Here is a 24,771-nt window from a genome sequence, read left to right as displayed (position 1 = left end):
CGCTACTCCTATCGGTGGTCGTGTCTCGTTTGACCCATTTCGCAATTGTCCGGCGAGTGGTAGCAAACTGTTTGGCCAGTGCAGGATAGGTGTAGTTTCCGGTTTGATAGAGTCGTTTGATTTCTTGTCGCTGCTTTTGGGTCAAGGCGGCATTCGTATGAAGTTTCATCAAAACCATACCGAGCAAAATTTAAGCCAGATAACAATCTAATCACGCAATACAAGTAGAAATTAGTAACCCAACTAAAAACGATGTTGTTAACAAACAAAGTAGCAGTTATCTACGGGGCTAGCGGTGCGGTGGGTAGTACCCTCGCCATGACCTTCGCCCGGGAGGGGGCGACGCTTTTTCTGACCGGCCATTCATTGACAGGAATGGACGAACTGGCCGAAAAAATTAATGCCGCTGGAGGCTCTGCCGAAGTGGCCCGGGTCGATGCGCTGGACGAAAGAGCCGTCGAGATGCACCTGAATCGGGTGATCGAACGAGCAGGTAGATTTGACATTTCATTCAATGCGATCGGACTGCGTAACACCACCTTACAGGGTACTCCACTCACCGACCTGGCTCTCGATCAGTTTATGGCGCCCATCCAGACACACCTTCAAGCCAATTTTATAACCGCACGACTGGCCGGACGGCTAATGGCTGCGAAAGGCTCGGGGGTGATCATGACCGTTACATCAACGCCCTCCCGGGTTGCCAATCCCCTCATGGGCGGAGTCGCCGTAGCGATGGCCGCCGAAGAAGCACTAATCCGTGATCTATCAGTCGAAGTGGGGCCAAAAGGTGTTCGCGTGCTTGGCATTCGGACACACGGAATGCCGGACAGCGACACGATAAAAGAAGTCTTCGGCCTTCACGCCAGGGCGTACGACATGCCCCGCGAGCAATTTCAGCAGTTGGTTGCCGAGCGGACGCATCGAAAGCGCTTGCCTTCGCTTCAGGAGATGGCCGAAGTGGCGGTATTCATGGCTTCTGACAACGCAAGTGCGATGATGGGCACCGTGGTAAACATGAGTCTAGGAGCCATTGCCGACTAAACAATACCCGTACTTAACGAACAGAGCCCTGGAAACCCGGGAACGACTACATCATTTATCAATCAAAAAAACATGAACAAAAAAGTTATTTTAATCACCGGCACCAATAGTGGTTTTGGCTGGCTCACAGCCAACAGTTGTGCGGCTTCAGGGCATCGTGTCTACGCGACAATGCGCGACGTAAGCGGCTGAAATGCCAATCGGGCACAGGCGCTGGTGCAACAGGCGGGGATAACTGTGCTGGATGTCGACGTTACCAGTAGCACGTCAGTGACCGATGCGGTAGCTACCATCCTTGAAAAGGAAGGCCGTATCGATGTGCTGATCAACAATGCCGGACTTTACGCGACCGGCATCACGGAAACGTTCACTGACGATGATCTCGACAGCGTAATGGACGTGGACGTGAAAGGTCCCTGGCGCCTGATCAGGGCCGTTTTACCCCACATGCGACAGCAGAAAGAAGGATTGATCATCAATATGTCAAGTGTGTCGGGCCGCTTCTCGGTTCCGTTCCAGACGGTGTACAACAGTGCCAAATTTGCCGTTGAAGGACTGACCGAAGGGTTGCATTATGAAGTGAGATCGCTAGGGGTGGATGTGGTCATGGTGCAGCCCGGCGCTTTCCCAACGGAGATTTTCGGCAAAATAGTTACCGGTTCAGACGCAACCGTCATTGCCGGCTATGGCGATCTGGCCCATGTTCCCGGGCAGATGGGGGCCGGTGTTGCCCAGTTGTTTGCCACCCTGATACCAGACCCGCAACTGGTTGCCGATGCGATCCTTAGCCTGATTGACACCCCCGCCGGCGGGCGACCCTTGCGGACGGTGGTTGACCCCGTTGCTGGCAGCTTTACAGCAAGTGCAAACGATTCTGTGAAACAGGAATACGACCAGTTCCTGACGGCATTCGGCATGGAGAGCCTGCTGAATTGAGCGTTCCACTTTTTACCACCCGAAAAACAACGAAACCAATAATGATAACATCCAATTACACCACATCGCTATTGGTGGACCAAAGCCCGGAGGCCGTATTCAATACGATCAACAACGTTGACCAGTGGTGGACCGAGAAGCTGGAAGGGACTTCACAAAACGTGAATGATGAATTCACGGTCGACTTTCCTGGCATCCACGTGTCGATGCAAAAGGTAGTGGAGCTTATTCCGGGCCGAAAAGTTAAATGGCTGGTTACGGACAGTAACCTTACCAGTTTCCAGGATAAACAGGAATGGACAGGTACAACCATCCAATTCGACATCACCCCAACAGGAGACAAAACACAGATTCAGTTTACACATGAGGGACTGGTGCCCGACGTAGAATGCTACAACTCCTGCACAAGAGGCTGGACGTACTTCATCGATGGCAGCCTGTACAAGTTATTCACGGCAGGTAAAGGGCAACCTGGTAAGTCATTGCCCAAAGGTGAATTGAACTAGTTGAAATCAAGCTAAAATCAACCCAAAATGACTCCAAATAAAACAGCACTGACAACCCAGGAAGTTGTAGCTCGATTTGACGAGCTCGCCCAGCAAGAAAAGTGGTTTGACATTCACGACGAGCTTTTTGCGGATACGGTGAGAAGCATCGAACCCCCCAACTCCCCCTATTTTAAGAATGCAGTAGGTAAACTTGCCGTCCGCGAAAAGGGGGAAAACTGGGTGAAAAAGGTACAGGAATTTCATAGCGCTTATACTACCCACCCCGTTCTAGGCGGCAATCATTTTGCAGTAGGGAGGAGCTTTGATAGTACCGTAGAAGGGTTTGGCCGGGTAAAAATTGAGGAACTCATGGTATACGAAGTGAAAGACGGACAGATTGTCGTCGAGCAATTCTTCTATTAGAAAAATGCGCTAATCAATACCCTCCGCAAAACCAATTCGCATCATGGAGACATGTGTCTTCCAGGACGAAAAAACAATCCATAACATACCACGTGCTGAGTGAATCACGCATCTTGTTTATGAAAAATCTAAACGGTAAAAAAGCAGTAGTTATTGGTGGTAGCCGGGGCACCGGTCTTGCCATTGTCGATGCTCTTCAATTAGAAGGTGCCGAGGTACTTGTCGTCGCGAGAAATCCCGAATCGCTCGCCGAACTGGCCAGTAAATGGCCCAACGCACGCACGCTACAGGCCGATATGACGGATGCCGCTACGATCGAAACCGTTTTTCGGGGGGCACCCGATCTGGTGATCCTGGCGGGCGGAGCAATGCCACCTTCACAACCGGTCGTTGAACTGGACTGGGAGACCTTCAGCACCAACTGGAATACCGATGTGAAAGCGTCGTATCTGTTAACCCAATATGCCCTGAAAACGCCTGCGACAGCGGGCACCCTAATTGTGTTCATATCCAGTGGGGCGGCCATCGGTGGGTCACCCATTTCGGGCGGGTATGCGGGAGCTAAGCGGATGCAGATGTTTCTAGCTAACTACGCCCAGCTAGCCTCGAATCGATTGGGACTTGGTCTGCGCTTCCTGACCCTTGTACCGTGGCGACTGATGAAGAATACCGGTACGGGCGATGCTGTAGTGCCTAACTATGCAGCCTTCCTGGGCGTTTCGGAAAACGATTTCGTGGCCGGAATGACCCAGGCCCAGACGAAAGAAGACGTTGCCGACGCCGTTGTGGCCTTCGCCAACCAATGGCCCACCTCTGACGAAGGCAACGTATTTGTCGTGTCGGGCAACGGCGTAGCGACCGAATCAACCATGTTAAAAGGAGCACCCTTCTGGACAAAACGCTGACCAGCAACGAACCTGAGGATGAACGATGAATTGAAGTCTGTCCAGCAACCGATTGTTGTTCTGGGTGCATCTGGCCGGGTGGGTAGGGTTGTGGCTCATCAGCTACTAAACGCCAATGTCGGCATAAGGGCGGTGGCCAGGCATACCGATAAGCTGAAGGATCTGGCCGAGCAGGGAGCCGAATTATGGCAAGGCTCTCTGCTCGATCAGGCGTTTATGAATCGCGTGTTTGCTGGTGCCAAAGCCGCCTTTGTGCTGACGCCCGGTGATACGCTGTCGCCCGATCTGCATGACCAGCAGCGTCAGTACAACGAGCATATTGTAGTGTACGTCGTCAAATGAAAGTGGACAAAATGGGTGAAAATGAGAAGAGACAATTCAGTAATCGCACCGGCGACCCGGTTGTTTCACTCAAATCACCTTGGTTATGTCCAATTCAACCAAAAAATCTCCGTCTAGTCATTCCAAGACGGCTCAAGCCACTTCCCCCGAGCGCAAACCAGCGCTATCCATCATCAAAGACATTCAGCCGGACGTCGGCGCGGGACAAACCCGACGGCAATACACCGCTGAAGAAAAGATTCGCATTGTGCTGGAAGGATTGCAAGGCGAACAATCAGTAGCCGAGATTTGTCGACGGGAAGGACTTAATACCAACATCTATTATCGGTGGATCGGACTGCCGAAGCAGTAAAGAGTTTCTCTAAGCGGGCAAAAAGCGATTGGCTGGCGATACAACCCGCGAAGCTACCGCTCCTGAAGTACAATCGATCAAGTCCGAAAATGAGGCTCTCAAACAACTAGTAGCCGAATTGAGCCTAGAAAATAGGGTATTAAAAAAAGGTGGTCCGATTTCTATGATTCAAACAAGGACTGGCGTATAATTTTTATCATATTTTTCATTCCGGCGCACAACGGCATAAACGCGATGAATGAGCTTATTTCGGACAGCGTTTAAAATTAACATACGATTTTTGCCCTCCCTGACTTTGCGTTGATAATAGACTTGCAACTCTCCCTTACTTTTAACAGCTGCCATGGAAGCTAGATGTAGCAAAGTTTTCAATGATTTTCGAGCGTGATGATTAACGCGGGTGCGTCCCCGGACACTACTGCCTGAACGATGTTCAAAGGGCGCTACACCAGCGTGGCAAGCTAGTTTCTTGGGCTCAGTAATGGCTTTAAATTCGTCAGTGGCAATAACTATCTCAGTAGCGACGATAGTGCCCACGCCAGGTATAGACGTAAGAAGGCTAAAAAGTGTTTTCAATTCCGTATCATGCTGAATCAAGCTTTTGAGACTGGCTTCCACTTGCTCAAGATCCTTTCTTAGCGCCTTAAGTGAGTCGCCACAATGATTTTTTAATTGGCACTGAAGCGCTCGGTCACCAAAACGTTTTTGCTCCGTTAAAGGAACGGCTAGCTGATTAATAGCTGATTGCAAACGGTGGCGAAGCTGGCTTAACTCAGTAAGTTGTTTCAAAACTGAACGAGTCGGTTGCCAGATGCGTAAACGGTCTCGGAACCGATACGCATACTCAGCAATGCGGACCGCATCAATGGCATCCGACTTACCCCTTTGTAAACCACCGGCTTGTTTGATTTGGATTGACGCCTCCAACCATATGGGGAAGCCTTCTTGATAGAGTACTTCTAACACATGAGCATTGTAAATACCCACGGTCCGCCGTTGCGGTATGTTCTAGGCAGCAAATACTGGTGGTTAGAGTAAACTGAGGCAGGGCAATTAACTGTTTAACGACCTTGCTAACTGCCTTAGGCGAGTTGTCAGATTGAAATTGACCAACTAAGCCAGAAGAGGTGTAAACAGCCCAATCGAGTGTGTTTTTCGATACGTCAATGCCAATGAAATAGTAGAACTGCATAAGCTTTGTTATTTAAGGATGAAGCAATAGACTTGTCCCTAGTCTCAATACCTTACTAACGGGCCTGGAGTCCCACATTTCTATTCGAGTCGGGGGCAAGAAAACAGAGCGGGACCTGAATCGGACCATAGGTTATACCTAGCCACCGCGATAGGGAAGCCCACTCTGATGTTTTTGAAAGCTAGCTAATTCTTAGATTCTTACCATGTCACAAACCTAAAGGCCACCGCGGCTCAAGGCCGACGACTAATCGATACCATCACATGACCCAGTCGGAAAAAATGGCGGCCGCCGCCTTTAGCTTTGACCTTCGATTAAAGTCCTATATTTCTCGACCTTACCAGCAGTTCCGGTGAACTCAGGCCGCCGCTAGGTTAATGACCTCTCCCGCGCCGCGTCGGCCGCGAAGTAGTACCGGGGCTGTTTGGTTGGATAGGCGCCAATTAGAATGGTAGGCAACCAGGCCTCTTAAAGGTATTAGCGGTATCCGATCATGGTAGATCTATAGACTTTTCTCCCCTTTCCAACCTTAACTATGGCATTTACTTCCTTCGTGGGCATTGATCGGGGCCGCCCGGCGGTTTCTAAACTGACAATTGATGCGGCTTTGTATGTATCGGCAACTCAACCTGTGCTTCATCAGCAGTTTGAGAACCGCCCCTCGGGTTTCCGTAAACTCCTGGTTTGGGTGCATCAGCATGGTAATCATACCGGCTTGCTATTCTGTCTTGAACATACTGGGATATACGCCCTTCCCCTATGTTGCTTTTTTAACCAGCGTAAGTTGGATTACTCACTCCAGTCGGCGCTACACGTAAAACGGTCTATGGGCATTCAGCGAGCCAAAAACGACAAAGCGGATGCTGTAATGTTAGCCCGGTTTGCCTATTTATATCGCGATGAAATTAAGCCCTCTCAACTGCCGTCTAAGACGCTGCTTAAAATTCAGCACCTGGTAGCTTACCGTCAGCGGTTAGTCAAGAATAAAGTAGCTTTGGAAGTAGCGGCTAAAGAATTAGCCAGTTTCGTTGATAAAGAGTTCAGTACCAGTATTATTCGGGATAGTCATAAACATATTGCTCAACTAATGGCCAGCATGCGTCTAGTGGATAAGCAACTTCAAGCAGTAATTGCTGAAGATCAGGAAGTACATCGGACTTATCAGCTAGCCACTTCGGTAACCGGTATCGGTATACAAACAGCAGCTTATTTACTGGTCCATACCCACGGCTTCAAAAATTTTGACAACTGGCGCCAACTAGCCTGTTTTGCAGGTACTGCTCCGTTCGAATTTACTTCTGGCAGCAGCGTGCGTGGACGGAGTAAGCTGAGTAAAATTGGGCACATGAAATTGAAAGCGCTGCTGAGTAATGCCGGGCGGCCGGTGCCGAGCGAATGCGGCTATCCAATCGCCTAACGAGTTTGCTGACTACTATAACCGAAAGATCCCGCTGCGGCGGACCGCTTGAGGGCAAACCTAAGTTAGTCGCTCTAAATGGGGTGCGCAATAACGGGGCTGCCCGCGCAGTTGATCAGTCGCGTATTCGCAGCCGTCCAACGAGGTACGCCTTACATCAAAAATCAGGTAGAGTATCGGCAAGCAGTTTCTTGTTAAAATTCTACGGCAAACCCTTGTTTTTAGCTTAGAATTCGCGGGAAGATAAAAGATGAGCACAATAGTCGGATAGGTCAGGAGCCTTGCGGCTCCCTTCCCTTTACAAAATACACTTGCCGATTTGGCTGGAGAGTAGTTTGCAAATCAAGAAAGCAGGCGGTCTACAACGGGGTAAGACCGATTCAATTGATGCTATCCGGATTGCCGACCGGGTCGCCGGTGCGATACGCATACCGTTTTCGGGATAAACTTCATTTATGGCAGCCACCCCGCCCCGTTTTGCAAAAACTAGCGGCTTTAAGTGTCCTTCGCCAGCGGCTATTGCTAGTGCATCAGCAAATGCAACAGCCAATTAAAGAACAACAACGCTTTATTGAACCGAGTCTTCAACGACAGCTCATCAAGAGTTGTCAAGCTTGGCTCAACGCGATTAAGATTGATTTAAAAAACGTTGACAAACAAATTATGGAGCTTATTGAAGCAGATGATCATCTGAAACAGCTGTTTCACTTAATAACTTCCGTGCCGGGTGTTGGTGGTGCAACAGCTACTGAGCTTTTGGTCGCCACAGAAGAATTTAAAGCCATTGATGATCCTAAAAAGCTAGCTTGTCACGCAGGAGTAGCACCTTTCGAGTACCGATCGGGTAGTAGCGTTCGCGGTAAAACCCGAGTTAATGAGCATGCTCGAAAACGGCTGAAGACGCTTTTCCATTTAGGCGCTATGTCAGCTATTTGCGTGAAAGGTGAGCTTCAGGATTATTATCAACGTAAAGTCGGTGAAGGCAAGAATAAAATGCTCGTTTTGAACGCCATTCGCAACAAGCTAATTCACCGGGTCTGTTCGGTAGTCCATCGTGGTCAGAAATATGACAAAAATTATACACCAGCGCTTGCATAGACCATGGAAATCTGTGCCGTCATATTTTTCAGCGCTTACAAAGTGCTTAAAAGTATCTCTTCTCTTTTCACCCGCATTTGTCCACTTTGGGCTGACGATATACACTGGGTGAAGCAACAGGGCACTAAGGGTGCTGGCTCCTTCTATGTGCTAGTATAGTGAAGCTATTGCACAAGCATTGCACAAGTGCGTTCAGTTAACACATCAAGTTATCGTAAATTGGAACTGCTCATTTAGTAACCTTACTTAGATGGACAATATCATTCAGCTTAAAATCAGCCTGCTTGGCACGAAACCACTCATCTGGCGCCAGGTGCTAGTGGAGAAGACCACTACGTTTGAAGCCCTGCATAAGATTATCCAAATTGTGATGGGTTGGACCAACTCGCATCTTCACGAATTTACCCTGCCAGGTCTACGTATTGGCCCACTGCTGGATGAATTAGATGATGACTATGGTGATGAGTTGATTAATGAAGCGTCGGTTACGATGGAAAGCGTACTGAATGACACGAATCAAACGATTGACTACACGTACGATTTCGGTGATAGTTGGCTTCACGCCATTGACATGGAGAAAAGGCTTGTGGGAGATTCCGCTATACTGTACCCCGTCTGCACCGGTGGCGAGTTAGCTTGTCCACCCGAGGACTGTGGTGGTATTCCTGGTTTTTATGAAATGCTGCGCATTGTGAAAGACAAGCGACATCCCGAGCGGCAGGAAATGCTGGCATGGCTTGGTGAGGCTTATAATGAAAAGAAGTTCGACCAACAAACGGTCAATCAGCAATTAATCAACTTTTTTCATTTGTAGGCACTCAACGGATTCTATCCAATTGAGTCTCATGTTTTCAATTCAGTAGTTGTTAACTGCCGAATTGTACTGAAAGAATCGCTGGGTTTATAACCTTTCCAGCTATGAGTTGAAGGGGATAACCAATGAACGCAGCCTTTCGTGAACGGTTTCAAGCATCGGAGCTAAGAGTTAAGCTATCATTTCTGGTTATAATAAGCGTTCATTTGCTCAAGCGTTTTCGTGGACGACAATAGAGAAATTCCAAATTATACTTAATCAATAAGGGGAAGGTTAGCACTGTTCAAGCCTTTTAATGATAAATAGTACAATTTCAAGTTTATTTTATGGCTGAGTTTGACTGTTGAGGCAGACTATAGCTAAACTTCTGGTAAACAATCCTTATAAAAGACAATTAAAAAACTGGCGATTATTATACAGACATAGCTTGACAAATAGTTGTATCAAACTTTGTCACTGTCATACACAACGACTCATTGCAGTCGTTGGCTTATTTACCCTGGGTGGCTAAAACAATCAATGCTGCGGCTTCCTTCGGATGAGTCATATAAACGCAGTGGCCTGCATCGTCTACCTCGACAGTTTTAATACTTTTGACCCTTTTTGCATACATCCGTTCCAGGTCCGGATTGATAATCCGGTCAGACTTTGCCACCATATACCAAACGGGTTTTGTTTTCCATGACGGAGTTTGGATAACCGCATGAAAAGCCTGATCGGCAATTGTTGGCTGCGATACTGCCATAAAGCCGGCTATTTCGTTGGAAACACCTGGCGCAAAATCAGTTGAAAACATGCCCGGGTCAATGTAATCCAAGCCGTCACTTCCTTTGATTAACGACTTATAGGCAGGCGGATAAGCTTTTCCATTGTCGGCCTCGGTCTCTCCTACATCAGGGGCATGGGCAGCAATATAAACCAGTCCGGCGACTTTCGGGTTATTTCCGGCGGTCGTTATAATAGCACCCCCATAGCTGTGCCCAACCAAGACACAAGGACCGTCTTGTTGATCAATTAATCTGGTTACCGCAGCTACGTCAGCCTGGTAAGAGGTCATTGGATGCTGGACAATCGCTACCCTGTACCCTTGCCGGGCAAGAATGTGATATACTTCCTGCCATCCCGAACCGTCCACAAATGCACCGTGAACAAGTATTATCGTCTTAGTTTTTGCGGCTGCCTGTCCATAGCAATTACCTGAAGCCGACAAGACCGAAATTATCAGCGAAGAAACGATCCATTTAGACAATCCTTTTTTCATCTTCCGGGGATTTTGATTTTCATTTAAAAGGCGTTGCGATCCATAGGGTTGAGCGACAGTTTTCCCAAACCGGCGCCACTTTCAGACCTTCACCAGATTGGATTACTTAGTGGTTGACCATTCCCCCTACTCCTGGTCTGGGTTTGGCTGCTTCTTTAACCAACTCAGCGCTTGCTGAATAGCCTCCAACGAACTATACCGGGGGTTATAGGCCAATAATCGGCGGGCTTTCTCAATACTGCCATGGGGACTGTGAGCCAGATGGTCCCACGTTAAACTGGCATCCTGAGTCGATACGTGCTGACAAAACTCCTCCCAGGGAACAAACCGCAACCGGGCCAGTTGTCCATACCAGGCAGCCATTGCTTCAGCGTAGCCGCGCATGGTTAGCGCGTTAGCCGACAGAATATGAAAACTTTCTCCCACAGCCTGAGCCCGATGAGTCAGCGCCTGCATAAAGCCCAGGGCCACATCGTCGACATGCACATGGTGTAACGTTTCCATGCCTCTATCAGGCAGGAGTACTTCCTGGCCCTGGGCAAGCTGATCAAACACGACGGGATTAAGGTTTCCGGCCGGATTAATGGGAAGCCAGCCCGGACCCACCAAATGGCCAGGGTGAAGTATGGTTGCCGGAAAGCGTCTCTGATCGACTTTTCGTAAGAGAAAATCTTCAATGGCTGCTTTTTGAATGCCATACTCGCCAAAGGGGTGACGTGGCTGTGATTCGTCGGTAGGTACGACGACACTGTGGCCATGGACCCACATGGTCCCACAATGCAGGTAATGCTCCAGTCGATCCTGTAAAGCGCTGACCAGTTGATGAGCACTGTTGAGCTGAAAACAAATCAGGTCAATGACTACTTGTGGACTCAAGTCAGCGATAGCTTGACCAAACCTGTCCTGCTCGTCAAGCTGGCTACGGTCCAAGGATACCAATTCGACCGTTTGCCAGGCCCTGTGAGGCTGATAGGGTTGCCTCTGCTGGCGACAAACACAAATGACCTGATGGCCAGCTTCAACTAAGCGTGGTATGAGAAAGGTACCCACGTGCCCAGTACCGCCAATAACTACTACGCGCATTGGGAAAAGGATTTGATCAGGTAGCTAGCTTCTTATAGATGCATTCCGGGTAAATTAGTAAATCCCTTCCATTATGTTGCTGTGGCGATGTGCATTTAATCGTCAAAATTAAATCAGGACAAGACTTACCGTAGGTGACTGGTTATAGTGAACAGATAGTAAAACGGCCTAAGCCGCTTAAGTAAGAATAAAAAGGTTTCCTCAACAGTTATGAAAGGATATATTTTAAAACTTCCTCCTGCTAATCCATGCTAAGGTCACTAATTGTCATCGGAACCAACTAGTTAATAATGTTCAGGATAAGTCATCAAGCAGATTTGACGGAGCTTGTTTTGCGAGATCAGCCCGGCACATGGTATTGACTGAAAGTGAGCCGATTACCCACTTACATACGTTGCAGTTCCCGCCAAAATTGACGAATGAAGGCCAGTTCTTCCCGAGAAATTCCTTCGTGGGCTCGCGCCACGCGCAGCAGAATAGTAACGAACCGTTTTTTGGTTTCCTTCGTGAGCTCGACACGCTTGGCTGCCATCCGACGCAGGCCAAACGCGCAGGATTCCTCGGCGGGTTCGCCCACATTGTCCCGCAAGAACATCGCACAAATCGCCAAGTCACTATAGGGCCATTCGGCCAGCAGCTCACAAGCTACTTTAGTGGCTTGCTGGTGGAGCCGGCCGTCGAGTTTACACAGGGCATAGACGATACTGCCTAAACCCATCGCAACATCAGGGGAATACATAATCGGTCGAGTTAAGAGGTTGGTTATTACTTCGGTTTCATGACGGGTAGGTGTCGTGCCATGGATATGTTAAGTTCAGGCGTATGCCTGAGCCGCCAGGTGATGAAACACGCGCTCGTCTAAGCGGTATCGGTCATTGAGCGTCAAGCTGCTGCGGGCCGTAAACAGGGCGTAATTGACGGCGTTGTACAACAGCCAGCAGGAGGGGGGCGAATTCAGCAGCCGTTCCTCCAGCCGCAGCCGTTCGCGTGCCTGTTTGATTAACTGAACAGGTAGGGGCAGGTGTCGAAGTACGTTTTCATGATTGCCAGCCATGTTTGTCAGCTGGAAGTGGTCGTACACGGTGGCAGTCAGGGTAGTGCCGGTGGTCAGGTGTTCTAGCAAAAGCGTATGCAACTGCTGCTGAAACCGAGGAATGGTAATGGCGCTTTGATGGAGTTTACGAATGTCAGTCGTAAACCGCTGCGGGCGGGCGGGAGCGGCTGGGGTCTTAGTGGCGGGCACTTTCTGTGGCCCCTTTGCCCAATGCCCCAGCCAGGTCTGATAGGCTGGAAGGTCCGTAAAGGAATCGGCCCAGCCCAACAGACCATTCTGACAAACGTTCCGGTACACACTACTGCCTAAATGCGTCAATGGATCCAATAGGGCCGTCAGCGATTGGCCCTGGATGCCAAAGGGCGTTTTGCCATTGTAGCTGTTGGTAATCGTTAGGCTCCGCTGAAGCTCTTCCTTGCCGACAGAGACAGACGTGGGCAGGATAATACTAATGCTGAACTCACCGGTATTGGTGTGTTTAATCAGAAGCTGGTAATCTGGAATCAATTCGTCGACTACTTCCTGAATGGCCCGGTTGGGAATAATGGTGTAGTCAGCACTCTGGATACCAAACAGCGTTTTACGTCCCCCTGCCAGTTGACCAACGATTAACTTCTGCCGGTCGGTAGCAATAATATCATAATCGGGTAACAGATCACTCAGTAGCAGCGGCTCCACGGGAAAGCAGATGTCCTCCCAGGACGTTGATAATTCAGGTTGAGCACTAATATAGGTCATGAATTTGCATTTGCTTTTTTACAGTTGTAAATTTACAATCAGATACTAACAAAACCAAATTTAGCGATTATGGACTATCACATAGAGAAACCCATTTTTAGTAACAGTGGCTTGCTAATCAGCCTGTTGGTTGGGATTGGTGCTATAGTGTGCTACACCTATTGCTGGTCTTTTCTGAAAAAGCAGGGTTTACCGCCAATGCTAGATAGTGATTACCGACTCGATTGGCTGGGTATTTAGGCCCTAGGATCGACTGGACTAATGGTAAGAGTGAAGCCATTACCAATAGGGAAACAAACCATTCGTAGAGTGATTCATCAATCAGTTAAACGGGAAGTAGTATGCAAGCTCTTGATTTAATGTTCTCGCATGAACAAACGGACTCCAGCCGCTGGCTGCCGGTATGCTACCTTCTTTTTTTCGGTATGGTATTTCTGATTAGTCTGTCGGCTGAAATTCATCGGCGACGGCAACCGACCAATAGTGAGCCAAAAGTCTGTTCCTGGCTTTCCCTTAAACGCCCGTCTCCAACGACGATGGATAGGTCCCGGATTCGAGCCTCGCCGAATACTCCCAGGGTAAAGGCGACAGCACTTTTAAACCTATGATCTTGTCATCGCAAAAACCTAATCTGAACTCAGTACTAACTCACTAAACGCCTGCTGAAATGACCTGGTTTGACTATAGCCAATGCGTTCTACAGAAAGTAAGCTTTGACAAAACACTCTTCCGTAAAGAACTCCGCAAGTTACTTTTCTATCTGTCGCCAGGGGAGCGAATCCAGTTACTGCGCTGGTGCCGGTATCACAAGCCCTGGCAAAAAGCCTCTTTTTCGCTACCGGCCGAAGCAGTCTGACGCACTAAACGTACAGTTAAGGGCGACAAACAGCAATACTTTCAACTAAACCTCTCTTCTTAACAGATAGAAATCATGAAATGGTCGTTCATTGGTCAACAAAAACTCAAGGCCGCCGGGCTCTTGCTGAGCCTGATGCTGGTTATCTTATTCACAGCCACAAGCCTAAAACATGCCGTGCAGGACATGGACCAAACCATGGCTTCCCTATATAGGGATCGTTTACAGCCCGCCGTTGATTTAGTACACATCAGTGAAAGCTTACACGCCAAGCGGCTGGTGCTGGACAATCAGTTCCTGACCCAATCGCCCCTGTCTGGCTCTGTTCTGGTTAGATACCTGAGACAGCATGACCAGCAAATTGCGAACCGGATCGGCCACTACGAAAAAACGAAACTAACCGCTGATGAGGCAATCTGGTTAAAATCGTTTAAACAAAACTGGGCGCAGGGTAAACAAGTAGAAGGGTTGATTCAGCAATTGATGGCCACTGGCAAGTGGGCAGTAGCCCGTCAGCTATTCAGCGAGCGGGGGGCAACCCTGTTTAAACAAAGCATTCAATCGGTCCATGAACTGGCACAGATACAGACTAAAACGGGACAGAGTGCCGTGAAGGAAGCCCACCAGCTGGCCGCTGGCGGATCGCTGAATGTGTCTCTGTTAACGGCTATTTCACTCCTGGTTGGCCTGGTTATCCTGGGCCTCATCCAAAACACGAGCTTACGGAGCCTGGAATCACCGTTATTCCCGCTTAACTAACGGCCATCTATGACTGGTTTAACTTCCCCAAACAACCTTTTGTGAACCCAGTAAAGCGGATCTCACTCAACCGCCTGGTAACCCGAATCCTTCAGCAACTGGACCATCTTCCTTTAACTGGATAGTACGTCATATAGAATCGAACATAGAGGACAATGAAAACCTGAAGGACATTGGCTTTCATTTATTGAAGGATTTTTCTATACGGGATTCTCTTGAGAGATCACCAATGAATTCAACAAGTGCCACTTGAACTTGCTACAGTTGACTGGAGACTTTTTTTAGGCAGATTTGGGGGCAAACTTCAATTTGACCATGATTAAACGACGTGTATTTGACGAAGCATTCAAGGAAATGGCCCGCCCCGGCGTACCGGTCGAGTTATCGTATGCAAAAGGCTCGATTCATGAAGCCGCCCACGAATTAGACATCGATCCGGGACGAATCAGCAAATGGAGACAACGCCACAAAAAAAACGATCGAATTCTGCCTGCAACTACTACACCTACTGACGAACAGCAACAGATCAGAAGGCTACAACGAGAGCTCAGAGAAGCTCAGATGGATCGGATGGCCGAAGCCACGCGATATATTAAAATCAGTGTACAGCGCACCCCGCTGTTGAATAGCCCCCTACAACTTACCTTATAAGCCGTAAGCCCTACCTTTGCCCGACTTTCTGAACCAAGCCCCCCGCTTTCATTGGTACCCAACGAGTCCTTCCTAAAATCTGGGCTGGAGCACACGATGCCTTTCTAATCAAAAGGCATCGTGTGAATAAACTGGTGATCGCTTCGACGAATCCCGTACAGAAAATTCTTACTTTCCCCGTGCACTCCCAGAAGTCACTAATCAGCAATGCACTATGGGAAACAGCCAAACCTCCTTTACTATTATCCATTCGCATGCCGCTGGCATCGATGTGGGTTCACGCAGCCATCTGGTTGCTGTTGATCAGAACAAAGATCACGTGCGCGAGTTTGGGGTCTACACCAAGGATCATCAGCAACTTATTAACCATTTACACCAGCACGGCATCACCACCATTGCTATGGAGAGCACGGGCAGCTACTGGCAGACCTTGTTCACGGCCCTTCAGCAGGCAGGCTTTGAGGTGTTGCTAGTAAGCGGTAGCCAGACTAAAAATGTGAAGGGTCGTAAAACCGATGTGATTGACTGCATCTGGATTCAAAAACTACACTCGTTGGGCCTGCTATCGGGTAGTTTACTGCTAAGCGATACCTTCCAGCAGTTACGAACTTACTATTACCATCGCCAACATCTGGTTCAGCAGTCGGCCCGATATTCCAATAAGATGCAAAAGACACTGCGGCTAATGAATATACGACTGGATGTGGTGCTCAATGATATCACCGGTCAATCCGGTATGGCCGTCATTGAGGCCATTCTGGAAGGCCATCGGGAAGCGGATTATTTAGTGGCGCTGGTGAGTGCTCGGGTCAAAAACCGGGCCGCCGGGCGGTCCCGTCAGGAGATTGGCGATGCGCTGCAAGGCTGGTGGCGGGAGGAGTTGCTTTTTGAGTTACGAGCCTGTCTGGATTTTAACCAGCTCTACGAAAGTAAGGTCAAAGAATGCGATAAAGTCATCGAAGCGTTTCTAGTCAAGTATGCCCCACCCGTGGAGGTATCGGTTGAGGAAAAGAAGCAATTAAAGACCCATCGCAAACGAGCGGGCAAACATGCCCCTGACTTTAATCTCTCCCAACTGGCTTACCAATATTTCCGCACCGACCTGTTTGCCGTCTCGGGCATTAGCTACAATACGGTCTTTTGTTTGCTGACCAGTCTGGGCCATGACATCCATAAATTCCCCAACGCCAAAAGTTTTGCCAGCTGGCTGGGTCTGGTGCCCAATAATAAGGTGAGTGGGGGTAAAGTCATTAGTAACCGTCGGCCATCGGGTCGGAGTAGCATCGCCAAATCGTTGCGTCAGGCGGCCAATTCGATTGGTAACCAAAAAGATCATGAGTTAACACCCTTTTTCCGGCGCATTGCGTTCAAGAAAGGCCGAATTGCGGCCATTATTGCCACAGCCCGCAAGTTGGCGGTGATCATCTGGCACATGCTCACCAAAGGGGAAGCATATCACAAAGAGCGAGTGGAGCAGAACCAGGAGAAGCAGCGGGCGATGAAGCTAAAGCATTTGGACAAGAAGCTGCATGCGCTTCAATTGAGCAAAGAAGAGTTAGAAAGGCTACTGATAAAACACTCACTTTCAATAGGATGAAAATCAGTTGTACAGAAGAAGGCGGTCAGCATGCGATGCCCGGCATCTTCTCCAGGGGCGACCGCGCGGCGGACCGTGGGAGGTATTCCGATTTGTAGAGGAACATGCCAATCAATTTTCCACGGTCCGCCGCCTTTAGCTTTGCCTGTCTGTAAAAGTCCTATATTTTCAGATACTACCAGCAGTGCCGGTGAACTTGGTCCGCCGCTAGGTTAACGACCTCAACCGCGAATTAGAACCGGCACTGTTTGGTTGGATGGGAGCCAATTAGAATGGTAGGCGTCAGGGCCTCATAAAGGTATTAGCTAACTCCAATCGCGGTATTTTAACTCCCTTTCCAATCTTAGCTATGGCATTTACTTCCTTTGTAGGTATTGATGTTTCTAAACTGACAATTGATGCAGCCTTGTACGTTTCAGCGACTGACCCCTCGCTTCATCAGCAGTTTGAGAATCGCCCTTCTGGATTTCGTAAATTGTTAGCCTGGGTGCATCAGCGTGGTGGTCCTACCGGCTTACTATTTTGTCTAGAGCATACCGGCATCTATGCACTTCCCCTGTGTTGCTTTTTCACTCAGCATAAGCTCAGTTATTCGTTGCAATCGGCGCTGCACGTGAAACGGTCAATGGGCATTCAGCGCGCTAAAAATGACAAAGCGGACGCCGTGATGTTGGCCCGGTTTGCCTATCTGTATCGCGATGAGATCAAGATCTCTCAGCTGCCGTCCAAGACGTTGCTCAAAATTCAGCATCTGTTGGCTTACCGCCAACGGTTAGTCAAGAATAAAGTAGCATTAGAAGTAGCGGCCAACGAGTTAGCTAGTTTTGTGGATAAAGAGTTCAGTACCAGCATTATCCGCGATAGCCAAAAACATGTTGTTCAACTGATGGCTAGCGTGCGTTTGGTGGATAAGCAGCTGCAGGCAGTGATTGCTGAAGATCCGGTGGTACAAAAGACGTATCAGCTAGCCACTTCGGTAACCGGTATTGGCTTACAAACGGCGGCTTATTTACTAGTGCATACGCACTGTTTCAAGAGCTTTGAAAATTGGAGACAGCTAGCCTGTTTTGCCGGCACTGCTCCCTTTGACTACACCTCCGGCAGCAGCGTTCGTGGGCGGAGTCGATTGAGCAAAATAGGTGATATGAAGTTGAAGTCTTTATTAAGTAGTGGAGCAACGTCAGCCATTCAGTCACCTAATGAATTTTCGGTTTATTATAACCGGAAACTAGCCGAAGGAAAACCTAAGCTGGTGGCTCTGAATGGGGTTCGTAATAAATTGATCAGCCGTGTGTTCGCAGTTGTGCAAAGAGGAACTCCATACGTCAAAATCCAGTCATACACCCTACCAGTAGCAGCTTGTTAAATTTATATGTGAACCCCTTGTTTTTACCTTAGAATTCGCGGTTGAGAAGATGTGTAAAGTGCTGAACGTGAGTAGCAGTGGCTTTTATTATTGGCGTAAATATCCAGTTGGAAGCAGGAAACTGAATCAAGATCAGCTGATCAACCACATCCGACAAGTGCATGGCAAAAGCCAATCTCGTTACGGCAGTCCCGCGCCACGGTGGCCCGGATTGCGGATGAGCTCCGCGAGCAGGGCGTGAACGCATCCCGTAACCGCATTGCTAGACTTATGAAGAAGGTAGGTCTTCGTCGCATCATGTACAAAAAGTTTCGAGTACAGACTACGGAATCAAATCACAACTACCCCGCGGCTAAAAACGTGCTGAATAGGGCGTTCACGGCCGATAGACCAGGGCAAAAGTGGGTGTCAGACATCACGGCACGGGCCGCCCCGCTATATCGCCACTGGTCAGGGATGGCTTTACCTAACCGTGATTTTGGATCTGGCCGACCGAAAAGTGGTGGGTTGGGCCATGAGCGATAGTATGAAAGCAGTTGATACCAGTGTAGCTGCCTGGCGTATGACTCTCACAAACAGAGTAATAAGTGGTAAACTCGTGTTTCATTCAGACCGTGGCATCCAATATGCGTGCACTGAATTTAGGGACGAACTGAAAGACTTACCGGTTGAGGAAAGTATGACCGGGCTGCCGGAGCAGTCGGAAGGGAAACTGTTGGGATAATGCGGTTGCCGAAAGTTTTTTCAAGACCCTCAAGTGCGAGATGGTCAACCATACTTATTTTGCCACGCGGGCAGCGGCCCGGTTGGCTACCTTCCAGTATATCGAGGGATGGTACAACCGCCGACGGAAACATTCGGTATTGAATTACCGCACGCCCAGTCAACAAGAATCTTATTTTTACACTTCCTCAATGGCCGCCTAAAAAATCTCCACTATACTGTTGCAAGTCCAAACGTCCAAAGCAGCGCTTCACCTACGTCATCATAATGGGATGGTTTGACACCATACTGCACGTGCCGCTGACCCATAACCGCCACATCGCGGGTAAATTCGTCGAGTCGATGAAGCTGGCTAACCAGGAAGCTTAGCGTGTCAATGAATTTTGTGTATTGCGTTTCCAGAGGGCCTTTAAAGAGAGGTCTTAACTCTGGGTGGGCCATAAACCGTCGACTGTAGAAGACATCGCCCAGCAGAGCCGGATCAATGTCCCTCAGCAGTCGCCACGATTTTTTGACAATGGCTATTTGTTTCTCGCTCAGCATTGGTTAGAGTCATCTATGAAGCCGTTATAAGCAGAACTGCGATTAAAATGTATTTCATTACTGGATTTATTGCCGGCGTTTCCGGAACCTCTCCCTATAATTTAATTAAGCCACTATTCTACTTTGTGTGTTGGGAACTAATCGGCTGTTGGTGTGTGGAGTAAACCGCCAAACAAGCTTGCAGACAGAACAAACTAATGAGACAGAGTGAATAATGAAACGCCCGTATCTTGAAGCAGATGCATGAAGATTTTATCGTCTCAGTTGGGAGCCTTTTTTGAGATTGTTCATAGTTGACCATTGATAGGTCATCGGTCAACGGTATACATTTAACTTCCTCCTACAATTTCTGTCCGTTTTAGGTATGTCATGTGTCCAGATTCGGACAATTATCCATACTAGCAATCTATAAAAAACATGTCAGGCGCAAATCAGAGCTGATTTAGAGAAGTGGTCTTTTATTTGTTCGGAGAAACTGATGCGGCCATTGGCCAAACCACGCTTCTAAGTACCATATACATCTTCTTTCTCACTGGGGCCTGCTATGCTACTAAATTATTTTAAAATAACCTACCGTAACCTGCTCATCAATAAGGGCTTTTCGGCCATCAACATCACCGGACTTGCCTTGGGGATTGCCTGTTCCATCATGTTGTTCCTATTCATTCTCGATGAGCTAAGCTTCGACGTATTCAATAAAAAAGCCAGCCAGACGTATCGGCTTTACGTTCACAGTTCGATTAACAACGAAGAAGCGAACAATGCCAAGACGGCACCTCTGGCTGGCCCTACACTCGTGCAGATGCTCCCTGAAGTGCTCACCCAAACTCGTATCGGCTACTTTGGCGTACACGATTTGCGGTATAAAGACAAGATTTTCAGAGAAAATAGTATCTACATGGCCGACTCTACCTATTTCGATGTGTTTACGCTTCCCTTCATTCATGGCGATCCGTCGATTGCCCTCAAAAAGCCGAACAGCATTGTCCTGACCCAAACCATGGCCAGCAAATACTTCGGACAGGAAAACCCGACGGGAAAATCGTTTCTGGTCGACGGAACAAACTCCTATCAGATTACGGGGGTCATGAAAGACTTTCCCCATAAGTCGCATTTCCGTTGCGATTTCTTGTTGTCGATGTCGACCTATCCCCAAGTCAACCAACAAAACTGGCTGCAAGGGAATTACTCCACTTACATTGTTCTCAAAGAGGGGGTAGATCCTACGCGGGTCGAGCGCAAAATGCAGCAAGCCATTCTTGACCGTTTAGGGCCTGAGATCGAAAAAGCATTGGGCATTTCTATGCAGCACTTTCTGGCCAGCGGCAATGTATTTGAGTATCGCATGCAACCCTTATTATCCATTTATCTGCACGCAAAACGGCAATACTATATCGACCCCAATACCGAGTGGGGTAATGCCCGAATTGGCGACAGTATGTATGTGTCTATTTTCTCGGTGGTGGCCTTATTTATTCTGCTGATTGCCGTCATCAATTTCGTCAACCTATCGACAGCCCGTTCTGAGAAGCGTGCCAAAGAAGTAGGCATCCGAAAAGCCATTGGTTCGAGTCGCTTAAAACTAATGGGGCAGTTTACGACCGAATCCATAGTACTGACCGGTCTTTCGGTCCTTGTGGCGTTGTTTTTGGTACAACTCCTGCTTCCCGGCTTCAACCAGATAGCCGGTCGGCAGTTGACACTACCCCTTTTTACCAATACGTATACCCTTCCGGCGCTACTTGCTTTTACACTCATCGTAGGCCTGCTGGCGGGAAGTTATCCAGCCTTTTTTTTATCATCTTTTCGGCCGGTCGAGGTCTTAAAATCGGGCGTACAAAAAAGAAAATCCTCCTTACGTAGCCTGTTGGTGATTACCCAGTTCTCGATATCCATTACGCTAATTCTGGGCATGATCATCATCCGAAACCAGTTAGGGTATCTTCAGCATAAAAATCTGGGATTCAACAAAGAGCACTTACTCTCAATCAACAATGGGGCAGCACTGGGCGATAAGCTCAAACCATTTAAAGCTGAGTTATTGAAAAATCCAGCTATCCTATCGGTCAGCAACTCATCCCTATTATTTGCAAACGGTATTCCGGGAAGTGCTTATTTGTTGGGAAAACGGTCGGGCAGCAACCCCGTTTTATGCCAGTTTCTGGATGTTGATGCGGATTTCGTAAAAACGTTTGCGGTGCCGTTAAAAGCCGGACGCTTCTTCGCCAACGATCGGCTGGCCGACAGCACTGCCGTTGTCATCAACGAAGCAGCCCTTCACGCATTTAATACGACCAGCCCGTTAGATCAGGAACTTACCGAAGTCGATGTAAACGGCTCTAACACCTATAAAATCATAGGTGTTATCAAAGACTTCAATTATGAATCGCTTCACCGCCAGGTTCGTCCGCTGGTGTTTCACCTTAGTGCCGTCCGGCAAGCCACCAGCATTTTAACCATCCGAATTCAGCCCAATGCCACAAAAAATGCGATTGATTACATCGAAGAGACCTGGCAACGATTCGAAAAAACGGAACAATGTCACTATTCGTTTTTAGATGAGCGGCTGGCCCGACTTTACGAAGCGGAACAAAAAACGAGTCTCATCGCTACGGTCTTTTCGGCCCTGGCCATCTTTATTGCCTGCCTGGGCTTGTTTGGTCTGGCCGTTTTCATAACCGAGCAACGGACCAAGGAAATTGGCATTCGTAAAGTGTTAGGGGCTAGTATTGCCGAAATCCTGTTTCTGTTGTCGCGGCAATTTATTGCCTGGGTCGCCATTGCCATTCTGATTGCCTCGCCCATTGCCTGGTACGCCATGAGCCGATGGCTCGACAACTTCGCCTACCGCGTCGCTATTTCGTGGTGGGTATTTGTTGTGGCCGCTTTTCTGGCCATTGGCATTGCCATATTGACGGTGAGTTTTCAGAGCCTCAAAGCTGCGCTGATGAATCCCGTAAAGAGTTTACGGGCCGAATAAAGGAAAATGTACTAAAGTTCAACTCCAAAAGGCATTCCCATAGCGGTCATGCCTTTTGGGGTTTACGGGTTTGTATCTGCTTCATAAAATGCCCGAATTAAGGAACAGCTATTTGCTAAGACAGGATGGAGTTACCCACGATTCTGCTTTGATAATGTCCATTCTGGTAGATCGTCTATGAAGCTATAGATTACGGATTGCGCTTTAACTTGGCTTACTTCGACCATAGCCGGGGGGCAATAACTAGTGGCTTCTCGTCAATCACACGGATAGATGCATAGCTATTGTGGGCTGGGTGCAATAAGTAGTTGATGCCTGATGGCATCACCGAGGAAGGTACACCCAAGGCTAACACATCTGGCTTAGCTAGCCAATCGGCCACAATGAGCTGACTCCGGTTGTAGGTGTTCTCCTGCCAATAGGGGGGGAGTTGAGCCGCATCTAATACTCGCTGAGTGTTAGGGGGTAACTCCAGACTAAACAACCGGTAAGCGGGTAACTCATCGTAGGGGACTTGAGGCATATGCACTAAGATTTCTACCAAAGCGAGTGCCGGATGTTCTGCCGTATAGAGAATGCCAACACCCGGCGGATTCCACCGGCCTCCATTGAGCCATGTACCGGTAACATCTAGGGGTTGAGCGGCATACTTCTGACGCATCACTCGATAAACAATGGCCATAGCTTATCCGAAGATACCATAGTCAATACGGCCTAGTACCCGGTCTACCAAGGTATAGCCCGTAACGGTATCCAATGTCTGGAGGGGCGTTTGGTAGTCTAGTTCACGTAAGGGGGAGCGCATCCAGTTGAGGGCAGTTGAAGGGCGCCCTTCATAGGTATCTAGTGCGTGTAGCAGCAAGTTCTCTAGCAGCAGCAGTCGCTCGGAGGCATCCTGACTGATGCGTTGGTCGACTTTCAGCCGATGGAGATAAGACGCTGATAAGCCTAAAGCCATGGCCAATTCTTTGTCGGTTAAGCCAACTAATCTTGCTACGCGGTCAGCTTCCGCTCGTAGCACGCCTTGCCGACTTCGGGTGATAATCTCCTGTTCAGTCATGAGCCGGGGCAACAGGGCTTGATTAGGTGGTAAGAAAGGCAAAGTGATGGCCATAGGAATGAATTTTGTCACTAAGTTAACTACAAAAGTTCATCCGATTAAGTTCTTACAAACTTATAGTAGCAAGAATACAGCAACATATGGATTTTACTAAGCAGTCCAACTTTTCAACTTTGATCCCCCTTTAAAGAAAGGAATACTATTTGAAAGAATGCAACCAACTGACGATCAATCGCATCTCTTTAAAATAATACATTTCAGCACGTACTTTTGAGGGCGCTTTATGGGCCATATAGTTATATGTTATTTGGTTATGCACGCGTTTCCACCGCACCGGCGGCCCGGCCAGGATCAAAACTTAGCCCTTCAATTGGATGACCTGAAAAAAGCCGGTTGTCAGAAGATATTTCAAGAGAAAGTGTCTTCAGCTAAGGTACGCCCACAACTTCAGAGGATGCTGGAGGTTCTTCGAGAAGGAGATACAGTCATGGTTTGGAAACTGGATGGCACCGGCCACCCGGCGATTAGGCCGGTCCCTAAAAGAGCTATTCACCTTGATCAATGATTTTCAAACCAAAGGGATCGGCTTCCGTAGTTTGAATGACGCTATTGATACTACTATCGCACAGGGTCGTTTAGTCTTCAACCTGTTTGCTTCCTTAGCTGAATTTGAAAGGGATTTAATCCGTGAGCGTACCATAGCCGGTTTGGCCGCAGCAAAGGCTAGGGGACGGATAGGCGGCCGTCCGAAAGGACTCTCTACCGAAGCCCAAGCAAAGGCACGCGCCGTTAAGTCTATGAAAGCGCTTAAAACCCATACGATTTTGGAGATCGGTCAGTTGTTTCATTTAAGCCGAGCGACAGTTTACCGGTACTTGGCCTGGCAGGGCGAGAAATAACTGTCGGTTCATGAATTACCCCATTTTAGAGGCAGATGAACGAGCTTCCGTTCGTCTCAGTTAGGAGCGTTTTTGTAAGACAAAGGTGTTTCTAAGCTTAAACGCTTATCCTTCCAATATAGACTTACCAGTCAATCAATAAGCCGTCCGTTTCGGTACAGTAACTGTCCATTTTTGGACAACGCGGGAT

At 48.4% G+C, this 24,771-nt stretch carries 30 protein-coding genes and 3 pseudogenes; 23 read left to right on the top strand and 10 right to left on the bottom strand.

What is annotated here, in order from left to right:
* A partial coding sequence (locus tag GJR95_RS42830; protein WP_394370004.1) for a helix-turn-helix domain-containing protein occupies positions 1-169 on the bottom strand: 169 nt, incomplete at its 3' end.
* 83 nt (positions 170-252) lie between these two features.
* On the opposite strand from GJR95_RS42830, the gene GJR95_RS17535 reads away from it, so the two are divergent.
* The 7 genes and pseudogenes from GJR95_RS17535 to GJR95_RS42165 all read left to right on the top strand — a co-directional run.
* The gene (locus GJR95_RS17535; protein ID WP_162387098.1) at positions 253-1,044 is read left to right on the top strand and encodes an SDR family NAD(P)-dependent oxidoreductase; all 792 of its coding nucleotides are present in this window, start codon (positions 253-255) and stop codon (positions 1,042-1,044) included.
* 210 nt (positions 1,045-1,254) lie between these two features.
* Positions 1,255-1,980 (top strand): annotated as a pseudogene (locus GJR95_RS17530) (SDR family NAD(P)-dependent oxidoreductase); the annotation flags it as partial.
* A gap of 41 nt (positions 1,981-2,021) precedes the next feature.
* The gene (locus GJR95_RS17525; RefSeq protein WP_162387097.1) at positions 2,022-2,486 is read left to right on the top strand and encodes an SRPBCC family protein; all 465 of its coding nucleotides are present in this window, start codon (positions 2,022-2,024) and stop codon (positions 2,484-2,486) included.
* A 27-nt stretch (positions 2,487-2,513) separates the two neighbouring features.
* Positions 2,514-2,891, top strand: coding sequence for a SnoaL-like domain-containing protein (locus tag GJR95_RS17520; RefSeq protein ID WP_162387096.1), 378 nt, complete (start codon positions 2,514-2,516; stop codon positions 2,889-2,891).
* A gap of 119 nt (positions 2,892-3,010) precedes the next feature.
* Positions 3,011-3,796, top strand: a complete 786-nt coding sequence (locus GJR95_RS17515) for an SDR family NAD(P)-dependent oxidoreductase (RefSeq protein WP_162387095.1) — start codon at positions 3,011-3,013, stop codon at positions 3,794-3,796.
* Positions 3,797-3,814: 18 nt separating this feature from the next.
* On the top strand, positions 3,815-4,138 hold the full coding sequence (locus GJR95_RS17510) for an NmrA family NAD(P)-binding protein (protein ID WP_162387094.1): 324 nt from the start codon (positions 3,815-3,817) through the stop codon (positions 4,136-4,138).
* An 85-nt stretch (positions 4,139-4,223) separates the two neighbouring features.
* Positions 4,224-4,638: pseudogene (locus tag GJR95_RS42165) on the top strand (transposase); the annotation flags it as partial.
* 20 nt (positions 4,639-4,658) lie between these two features.
* Here GJR95_RS42165 and GJR95_RS17500 read toward each other — a convergent pair.
* Complete coding sequence (locus GJR95_RS17500) at positions 4,659-5,456, bottom strand: transposase (protein WP_232541229.1); 798 nt, start codon at positions 5,454-5,456, stop codon at positions 4,659-4,661.
* A gap of 761 nt (positions 5,457-6,217) precedes the next feature.
* Here GJR95_RS17500 and GJR95_RS17495 point away from each other — a divergent pair.
* From GJR95_RS17495 to GJR95_RS17485, 4 genes are all read left to right on the top strand, one after another.
* Complete coding sequence (locus tag GJR95_RS17495) at positions 6,218-7,099, top strand: IS110 family transposase (RefSeq protein ID WP_162387092.1); 882 nt, start codon at positions 6,218-6,220, stop codon at positions 7,097-7,099.
* A 311-nt stretch (positions 7,100-7,410) separates the two neighbouring features.
* Complete coding sequence (locus tag GJR95_RS42545) at positions 7,411-7,545, top strand: hypothetical protein (protein WP_262889790.1); 135 nt, start codon at positions 7,411-7,413, stop codon at positions 7,543-7,545.
* A gap of 31 nt (positions 7,546-7,576) precedes the next feature.
* A complete protein-coding gene (locus GJR95_RS17490; protein ID WP_162387091.1) occupies positions 7,577-8,197 on the top strand; it encodes a transposase in 621 nt (206 codons plus the stop codon).
* 250 nt (positions 8,198-8,447) lie between these two features.
* Entirely contained in the window at positions 8,448-9,011 is a 564-nt protein-coding gene (locus tag GJR95_RS17485; RefSeq protein WP_162387090.1) for a plasmid pRiA4b ORF-3 family protein, read from the top strand.
* 490 nt (positions 9,012-9,501) lie between these two features.
* Here GJR95_RS17485 and GJR95_RS17480 read toward each other — a convergent pair whose 3' ends face one another.
* The 4 genes from GJR95_RS17480 to GJR95_RS17465 form a co-directional block, all read right to left on the bottom strand.
* The gene (locus tag GJR95_RS17480) at positions 9,502-10,272 is read right to left on the bottom strand and encodes an alpha/beta fold hydrolase (RefSeq protein ID WP_162387089.1); all 771 of its coding nucleotides are present in this window, start codon (positions 10,270-10,272) and stop codon (positions 9,502-9,504) included.
* Between the two features lie 126 nt (positions 10,273-10,398).
* A complete protein-coding gene (locus tag GJR95_RS17475) occupies positions 10,399-11,355 on the bottom strand; it encodes an NAD-dependent epimerase/dehydratase family protein (RefSeq protein WP_162387088.1) in 957 nt (318 codons plus the stop codon).
* 385 nt (positions 11,356-11,740) lie between these two features.
* A complete protein-coding gene (locus tag GJR95_RS17470; protein ID WP_162387087.1) occupies positions 11,741-12,094 on the bottom strand; it encodes a TerB family tellurite resistance protein in 354 nt (117 codons plus the stop codon).
* 75 nt (positions 12,095-12,169) lie between these two features.
* Positions 12,170-13,147: a hypothetical protein gene (locus GJR95_RS17465; RefSeq protein ID WP_162387086.1), complete on the bottom strand. Its 978-nt coding sequence runs from the start codon at positions 13,145-13,147 to the stop codon at positions 12,170-12,172.
* A gap of 69 nt (positions 13,148-13,216) precedes the next feature.
* On the opposite strand from GJR95_RS17465, the gene GJR95_RS17460 reads away from it, so the two are divergent.
* The 6 genes from GJR95_RS17460 (at position 13,217) to GJR95_RS17435 (ending at position 18,376) form a co-directional block, all read left to right on the top strand.
* Complete coding sequence (locus tag GJR95_RS17460; RefSeq protein WP_162387085.1) at positions 13,217-13,387, top strand: hypothetical protein; 171 nt, start codon at positions 13,217-13,219, stop codon at positions 13,385-13,387.
* 427 nt (positions 13,388-13,814) lie between these two features.
* On the top strand, positions 13,815-14,003 hold the full coding sequence (locus GJR95_RS17455) for a hypothetical protein (protein WP_162387084.1): 189 nt from the start codon (positions 13,815-13,817) through the stop codon (positions 14,001-14,003).
* Positions 14,004-14,078: 75 nt separating this feature from the next.
* Complete coding sequence (locus tag GJR95_RS17450) at positions 14,079-14,762, top strand: MCP four helix bundle domain-containing protein (protein ID WP_162387083.1); 684 nt, start codon at positions 14,079-14,081, stop codon at positions 14,760-14,762.
* A 315-nt stretch (positions 14,763-15,077) separates the two neighbouring features.
* Positions 15,078-15,413, top strand: a complete 336-nt coding sequence (locus GJR95_RS17445) for a transposase (RefSeq protein ID WP_162387082.1) — start codon at positions 15,078-15,080, stop codon at positions 15,411-15,413.
* A gap of 214 nt (positions 15,414-15,627) precedes the next feature.
* Positions 15,628-17,010 carry an IS110 family RNA-guided transposase gene (locus tag GJR95_RS17440; RefSeq protein ID WP_162387081.1) on the top strand — a complete coding sequence of 461 codons (1,383 nt, stop codon included), beginning with the start codon at positions 15,628-15,630 and terminating at the stop codon, positions 17,008-17,010.
* 349 nt (positions 17,011-17,359) lie between these two features.
* On the top strand, positions 17,360-18,376 hold the full coding sequence (locus GJR95_RS17435) for an IS110 family RNA-guided transposase (RefSeq protein ID WP_162387080.1): 1,017 nt from the start codon (positions 17,360-17,362) through the stop codon (positions 18,374-18,376).
* A gap of 28 nt (positions 18,377-18,404) precedes the next feature.
* Here GJR95_RS17435 and GJR95_RS42160 read toward each other — a convergent pair whose 3' ends face one another.
* Positions 18,405-18,623: a hypothetical protein gene (locus GJR95_RS42160; RefSeq protein ID WP_232541228.1), complete on the bottom strand. Its 219-nt coding sequence runs from the start codon at positions 18,621-18,623 to the stop codon at positions 18,405-18,407.
* Here GJR95_RS42160 and GJR95_RS42825 point away from each other — a divergent pair.
* The 3 genes and pseudogenes from GJR95_RS42825 to GJR95_RS42820 all read left to right on the top strand — a co-directional run.
* Complete coding sequence (locus GJR95_RS42825) at positions 18,578-18,901, top strand: IS3 family transposase (protein ID WP_162387079.1); 324 nt, start codon at positions 18,578-18,580, stop codon at positions 18,899-18,901. The genes GJR95_RS42160 and GJR95_RS42825 overlap by 46 nt on opposite strands.
* Positions 18,816-19,100, top strand: a complete 285-nt coding sequence (locus GJR95_RS17425) for a DDE-type integrase/transposase/recombinase (RefSeq protein ID WP_262889813.1) — start codon at positions 18,816-18,818, stop codon at positions 19,098-19,100. Before GJR95_RS42825 ends, GJR95_RS17425 begins: the two co-directional genes overlap by 86 nt.
* A 22-nt stretch (positions 19,101-19,122) precedes the next feature.
* A pseudogene (locus GJR95_RS42820) lies at positions 19,123-19,302 on the top strand (IS3 family transposase); the annotation flags it as partial.
* 10 nt (positions 19,303-19,312) lie between these two features.
* Here GJR95_RS42820 and GJR95_RS17415 read toward each other — a convergent pair.
* Complete coding sequence (locus tag GJR95_RS17415) at positions 19,313-19,642, bottom strand: globin domain-containing protein (RefSeq protein ID WP_162387077.1); 330 nt, start codon at positions 19,640-19,642, stop codon at positions 19,313-19,315.
* Positions 19,643-20,186: 544 nt separating this feature from the next.
* On the opposite strand from GJR95_RS17415, the gene GJR95_RS17410 reads away from it, so the two are divergent.
* Entirely contained in the window at positions 20,187-22,622 is a 2,436-nt protein-coding gene (locus tag GJR95_RS17410; protein WP_162387076.1) for an ABC transporter permease, read from the top strand.
* Between the two features lie 214 nt (positions 22,623-22,836).
* Here GJR95_RS17410 and GJR95_RS17405 read toward each other — a convergent pair whose 3' ends face one another.
* Complete coding sequence (locus tag GJR95_RS17405; protein ID WP_162387075.1) at positions 22,837-23,304, bottom strand: RES family NAD+ phosphorylase; 468 nt, start codon at positions 23,302-23,304, stop codon at positions 22,837-22,839.
* Positions 23,305-23,307: 3 nt separating this feature from the next.
* Positions 23,308-23,736 (bottom strand): antitoxin Xre/MbcA/ParS toxin-binding domain-containing protein, encoded by a 429-nt coding sequence (locus GJR95_RS17400; RefSeq protein ID WP_162387074.1) that lies wholly within the window; start codon positions 23,734-23,736, stop codon positions 23,308-23,310.
* Positions 23,737-23,965: 229 nt separating this feature from the next.
* Between GJR95_RS17400 and GJR95_RS42960 the strand changes: the two genes are divergently transcribed.
* Positions 23,966-24,247 carry a recombinase family protein gene (locus GJR95_RS42960; protein ID WP_317167082.1) on the top strand — a complete coding sequence of 94 codons (282 nt, stop codon included), beginning with the start codon at positions 23,966-23,968 and terminating at the stop codon, positions 24,245-24,247.
* Positions 24,237-24,581, top strand: a complete 345-nt coding sequence (locus GJR95_RS42955; protein WP_317167081.1) for a recombinase family protein — start codon at positions 24,237-24,239, stop codon at positions 24,579-24,581. The genes GJR95_RS42960 and GJR95_RS42955 overlap by 11 nt, the downstream gene beginning before the upstream one ends.
* Positions 24,582-24,771 lie beyond the last annotated feature (190 nt).

It is taken from the genome of Spirosoma endbachense, assembly GCF_010233585.1.
Lineage (GTDB): Bacteria > Bacteroidota > Bacteroidia > Cytophagales > Spirosomataceae > Spirosoma > Spirosoma endbachense.
This window is presented reverse-complemented; position numbering and strand designations above follow the sequence as displayed.

What these genes read in the sequence shown, in the direction of transcription:
- GJR95_RS17535 (WP_162387098.1), top strand. Translation starts at nt 253, where the DNA reads ATGTTGTTAACAAACAAAGTAGCAGTTATCTACGGGGCTAGCGGTGCG.
- GJR95_RS17525 (WP_162387097.1), top strand. Translation starts at nt 2,022, where the DNA reads ATGATAACATCCAATTACACCACATCGCTATTGGTGGACCAAAGCCCG.
- GJR95_RS17520 (WP_162387096.1), top strand. Translation starts at nt 2,514, where the DNA reads ATGACTCCAAATAAAACAGCACTGACAACCCAGGAAGTTGTAGCTCGA.
- GJR95_RS17515 (WP_162387095.1), top strand. Translation starts at nt 3,011, where the DNA reads ATGAAAAATCTAAACGGTAAAAAAGCAGTAGTTATTGGTGGTAGCCGG.
- GJR95_RS17510 (WP_162387094.1), top strand. Translation starts at nt 3,815, where the DNA reads ATGAACGATGAATTGAAGTCTGTCCAGCAACCGATTGTTGTTCTGGGT.
- GJR95_RS17495 (WP_162387092.1), top strand. Translation starts at nt 6,218, where the DNA reads ATGGCATTTACTTCCTTCGTGGGCATTGATCGGGGCCGCCCGGCGGTT.
- GJR95_RS17485 (WP_162387090.1), top strand. Translation starts at nt 8,448, where the DNA reads ATGGACAATATCATTCAGCTTAAAATCAGCCTGCTTGGCACGAAACCA.
- GJR95_RS17480 (WP_162387089.1), bottom strand. Translation starts at nt 10,272, where the DNA reads ATGAAAAAAGGATTGTCTAAATGGATCGTTTCTTCGCTGATAATTTCG.
- GJR95_RS17475 (WP_162387088.1), bottom strand. Translation starts at nt 11,355, where the DNA reads ATGCGCGTAGTAGTTATTGGCGGTACTGGGCACGTGGGTACCTTTCTC.
- GJR95_RS17470 (WP_162387087.1), bottom strand. Translation starts at nt 12,094, where the DNA reads ATGTATTCCCCTGATGTTGCGATGGGTTTAGGCAGTATCGTCTATGCC.
- GJR95_RS17465 (WP_162387086.1), bottom strand. Translation starts at nt 13,147, where the DNA reads ATGACCTATATTAGTGCTCAACCTGAATTATCAACGTCCTGGGAGGAC.
- GJR95_RS17460 (WP_162387085.1), top strand. Translation starts at nt 13,217, where the DNA reads ATGGACTATCACATAGAGAAACCCATTTTTAGTAACAGTGGCTTGCTA.
- GJR95_RS17455 (WP_162387084.1), top strand. Translation starts at nt 13,815, where the DNA reads ATGACCTGGTTTGACTATAGCCAATGCGTTCTACAGAAAGTAAGCTTT.
- GJR95_RS17450 (WP_162387083.1), top strand. Translation starts at nt 14,079, where the DNA reads ATGAAATGGTCGTTCATTGGTCAACAAAAACTCAAGGCCGCCGGGCTC.
- GJR95_RS17445 (WP_162387082.1), top strand. Translation starts at nt 15,078, where the DNA reads ATGATTAAACGACGTGTATTTGACGAAGCATTCAAGGAAATGGCCCGC.
- GJR95_RS17440 (WP_162387081.1), top strand. Translation starts at nt 15,628, where the DNA reads ATGGGAAACAGCCAAACCTCCTTTACTATTATCCATTCGCATGCCGCT.
- GJR95_RS17435 (WP_162387080.1), top strand. Translation starts at nt 17,360, where the DNA reads ATGGCATTTACTTCCTTTGTAGGTATTGATGTTTCTAAACTGACAATT.
- GJR95_RS42160 (WP_232541228.1), bottom strand. Translation starts at nt 18,623, where the DNA reads ATGCGTTCACGCCCTGCTCGCGGAGCTCATCCGCAATCCGGGCCACCG.
- GJR95_RS17415 (WP_162387077.1), bottom strand. Translation starts at nt 19,642, where the DNA reads ATGCTGAGCGAGAAACAAATAGCCATTGTCAAAAAATCGTGGCGACTG.
- GJR95_RS17410 (WP_162387076.1), top strand. Translation starts at nt 20,187, where the DNA reads ATGCTACTAAATTATTTTAAAATAACCTACCGTAACCTGCTCATCAAT.
- GJR95_RS17405 (WP_162387075.1), bottom strand. Translation starts at nt 23,304, where the DNA reads ATGGCCATTGTTTATCGAGTGATGCGTCAGAAGTATGCCGCTCAACCC.
- GJR95_RS17400 (WP_162387074.1), bottom strand. Translation starts at nt 23,736, where the DNA reads ATGGCCATCACTTTGCCTTTCTTACCACCTAATCAAGCCCTGTTGCCC.
- GJR95_RS42960 (WP_317167082.1), top strand. Translation starts at nt 23,966, where the DNA reads ATGGGCCATATAGTTATATGTTATTTGGTTATGCACGCGTTTCCACCG.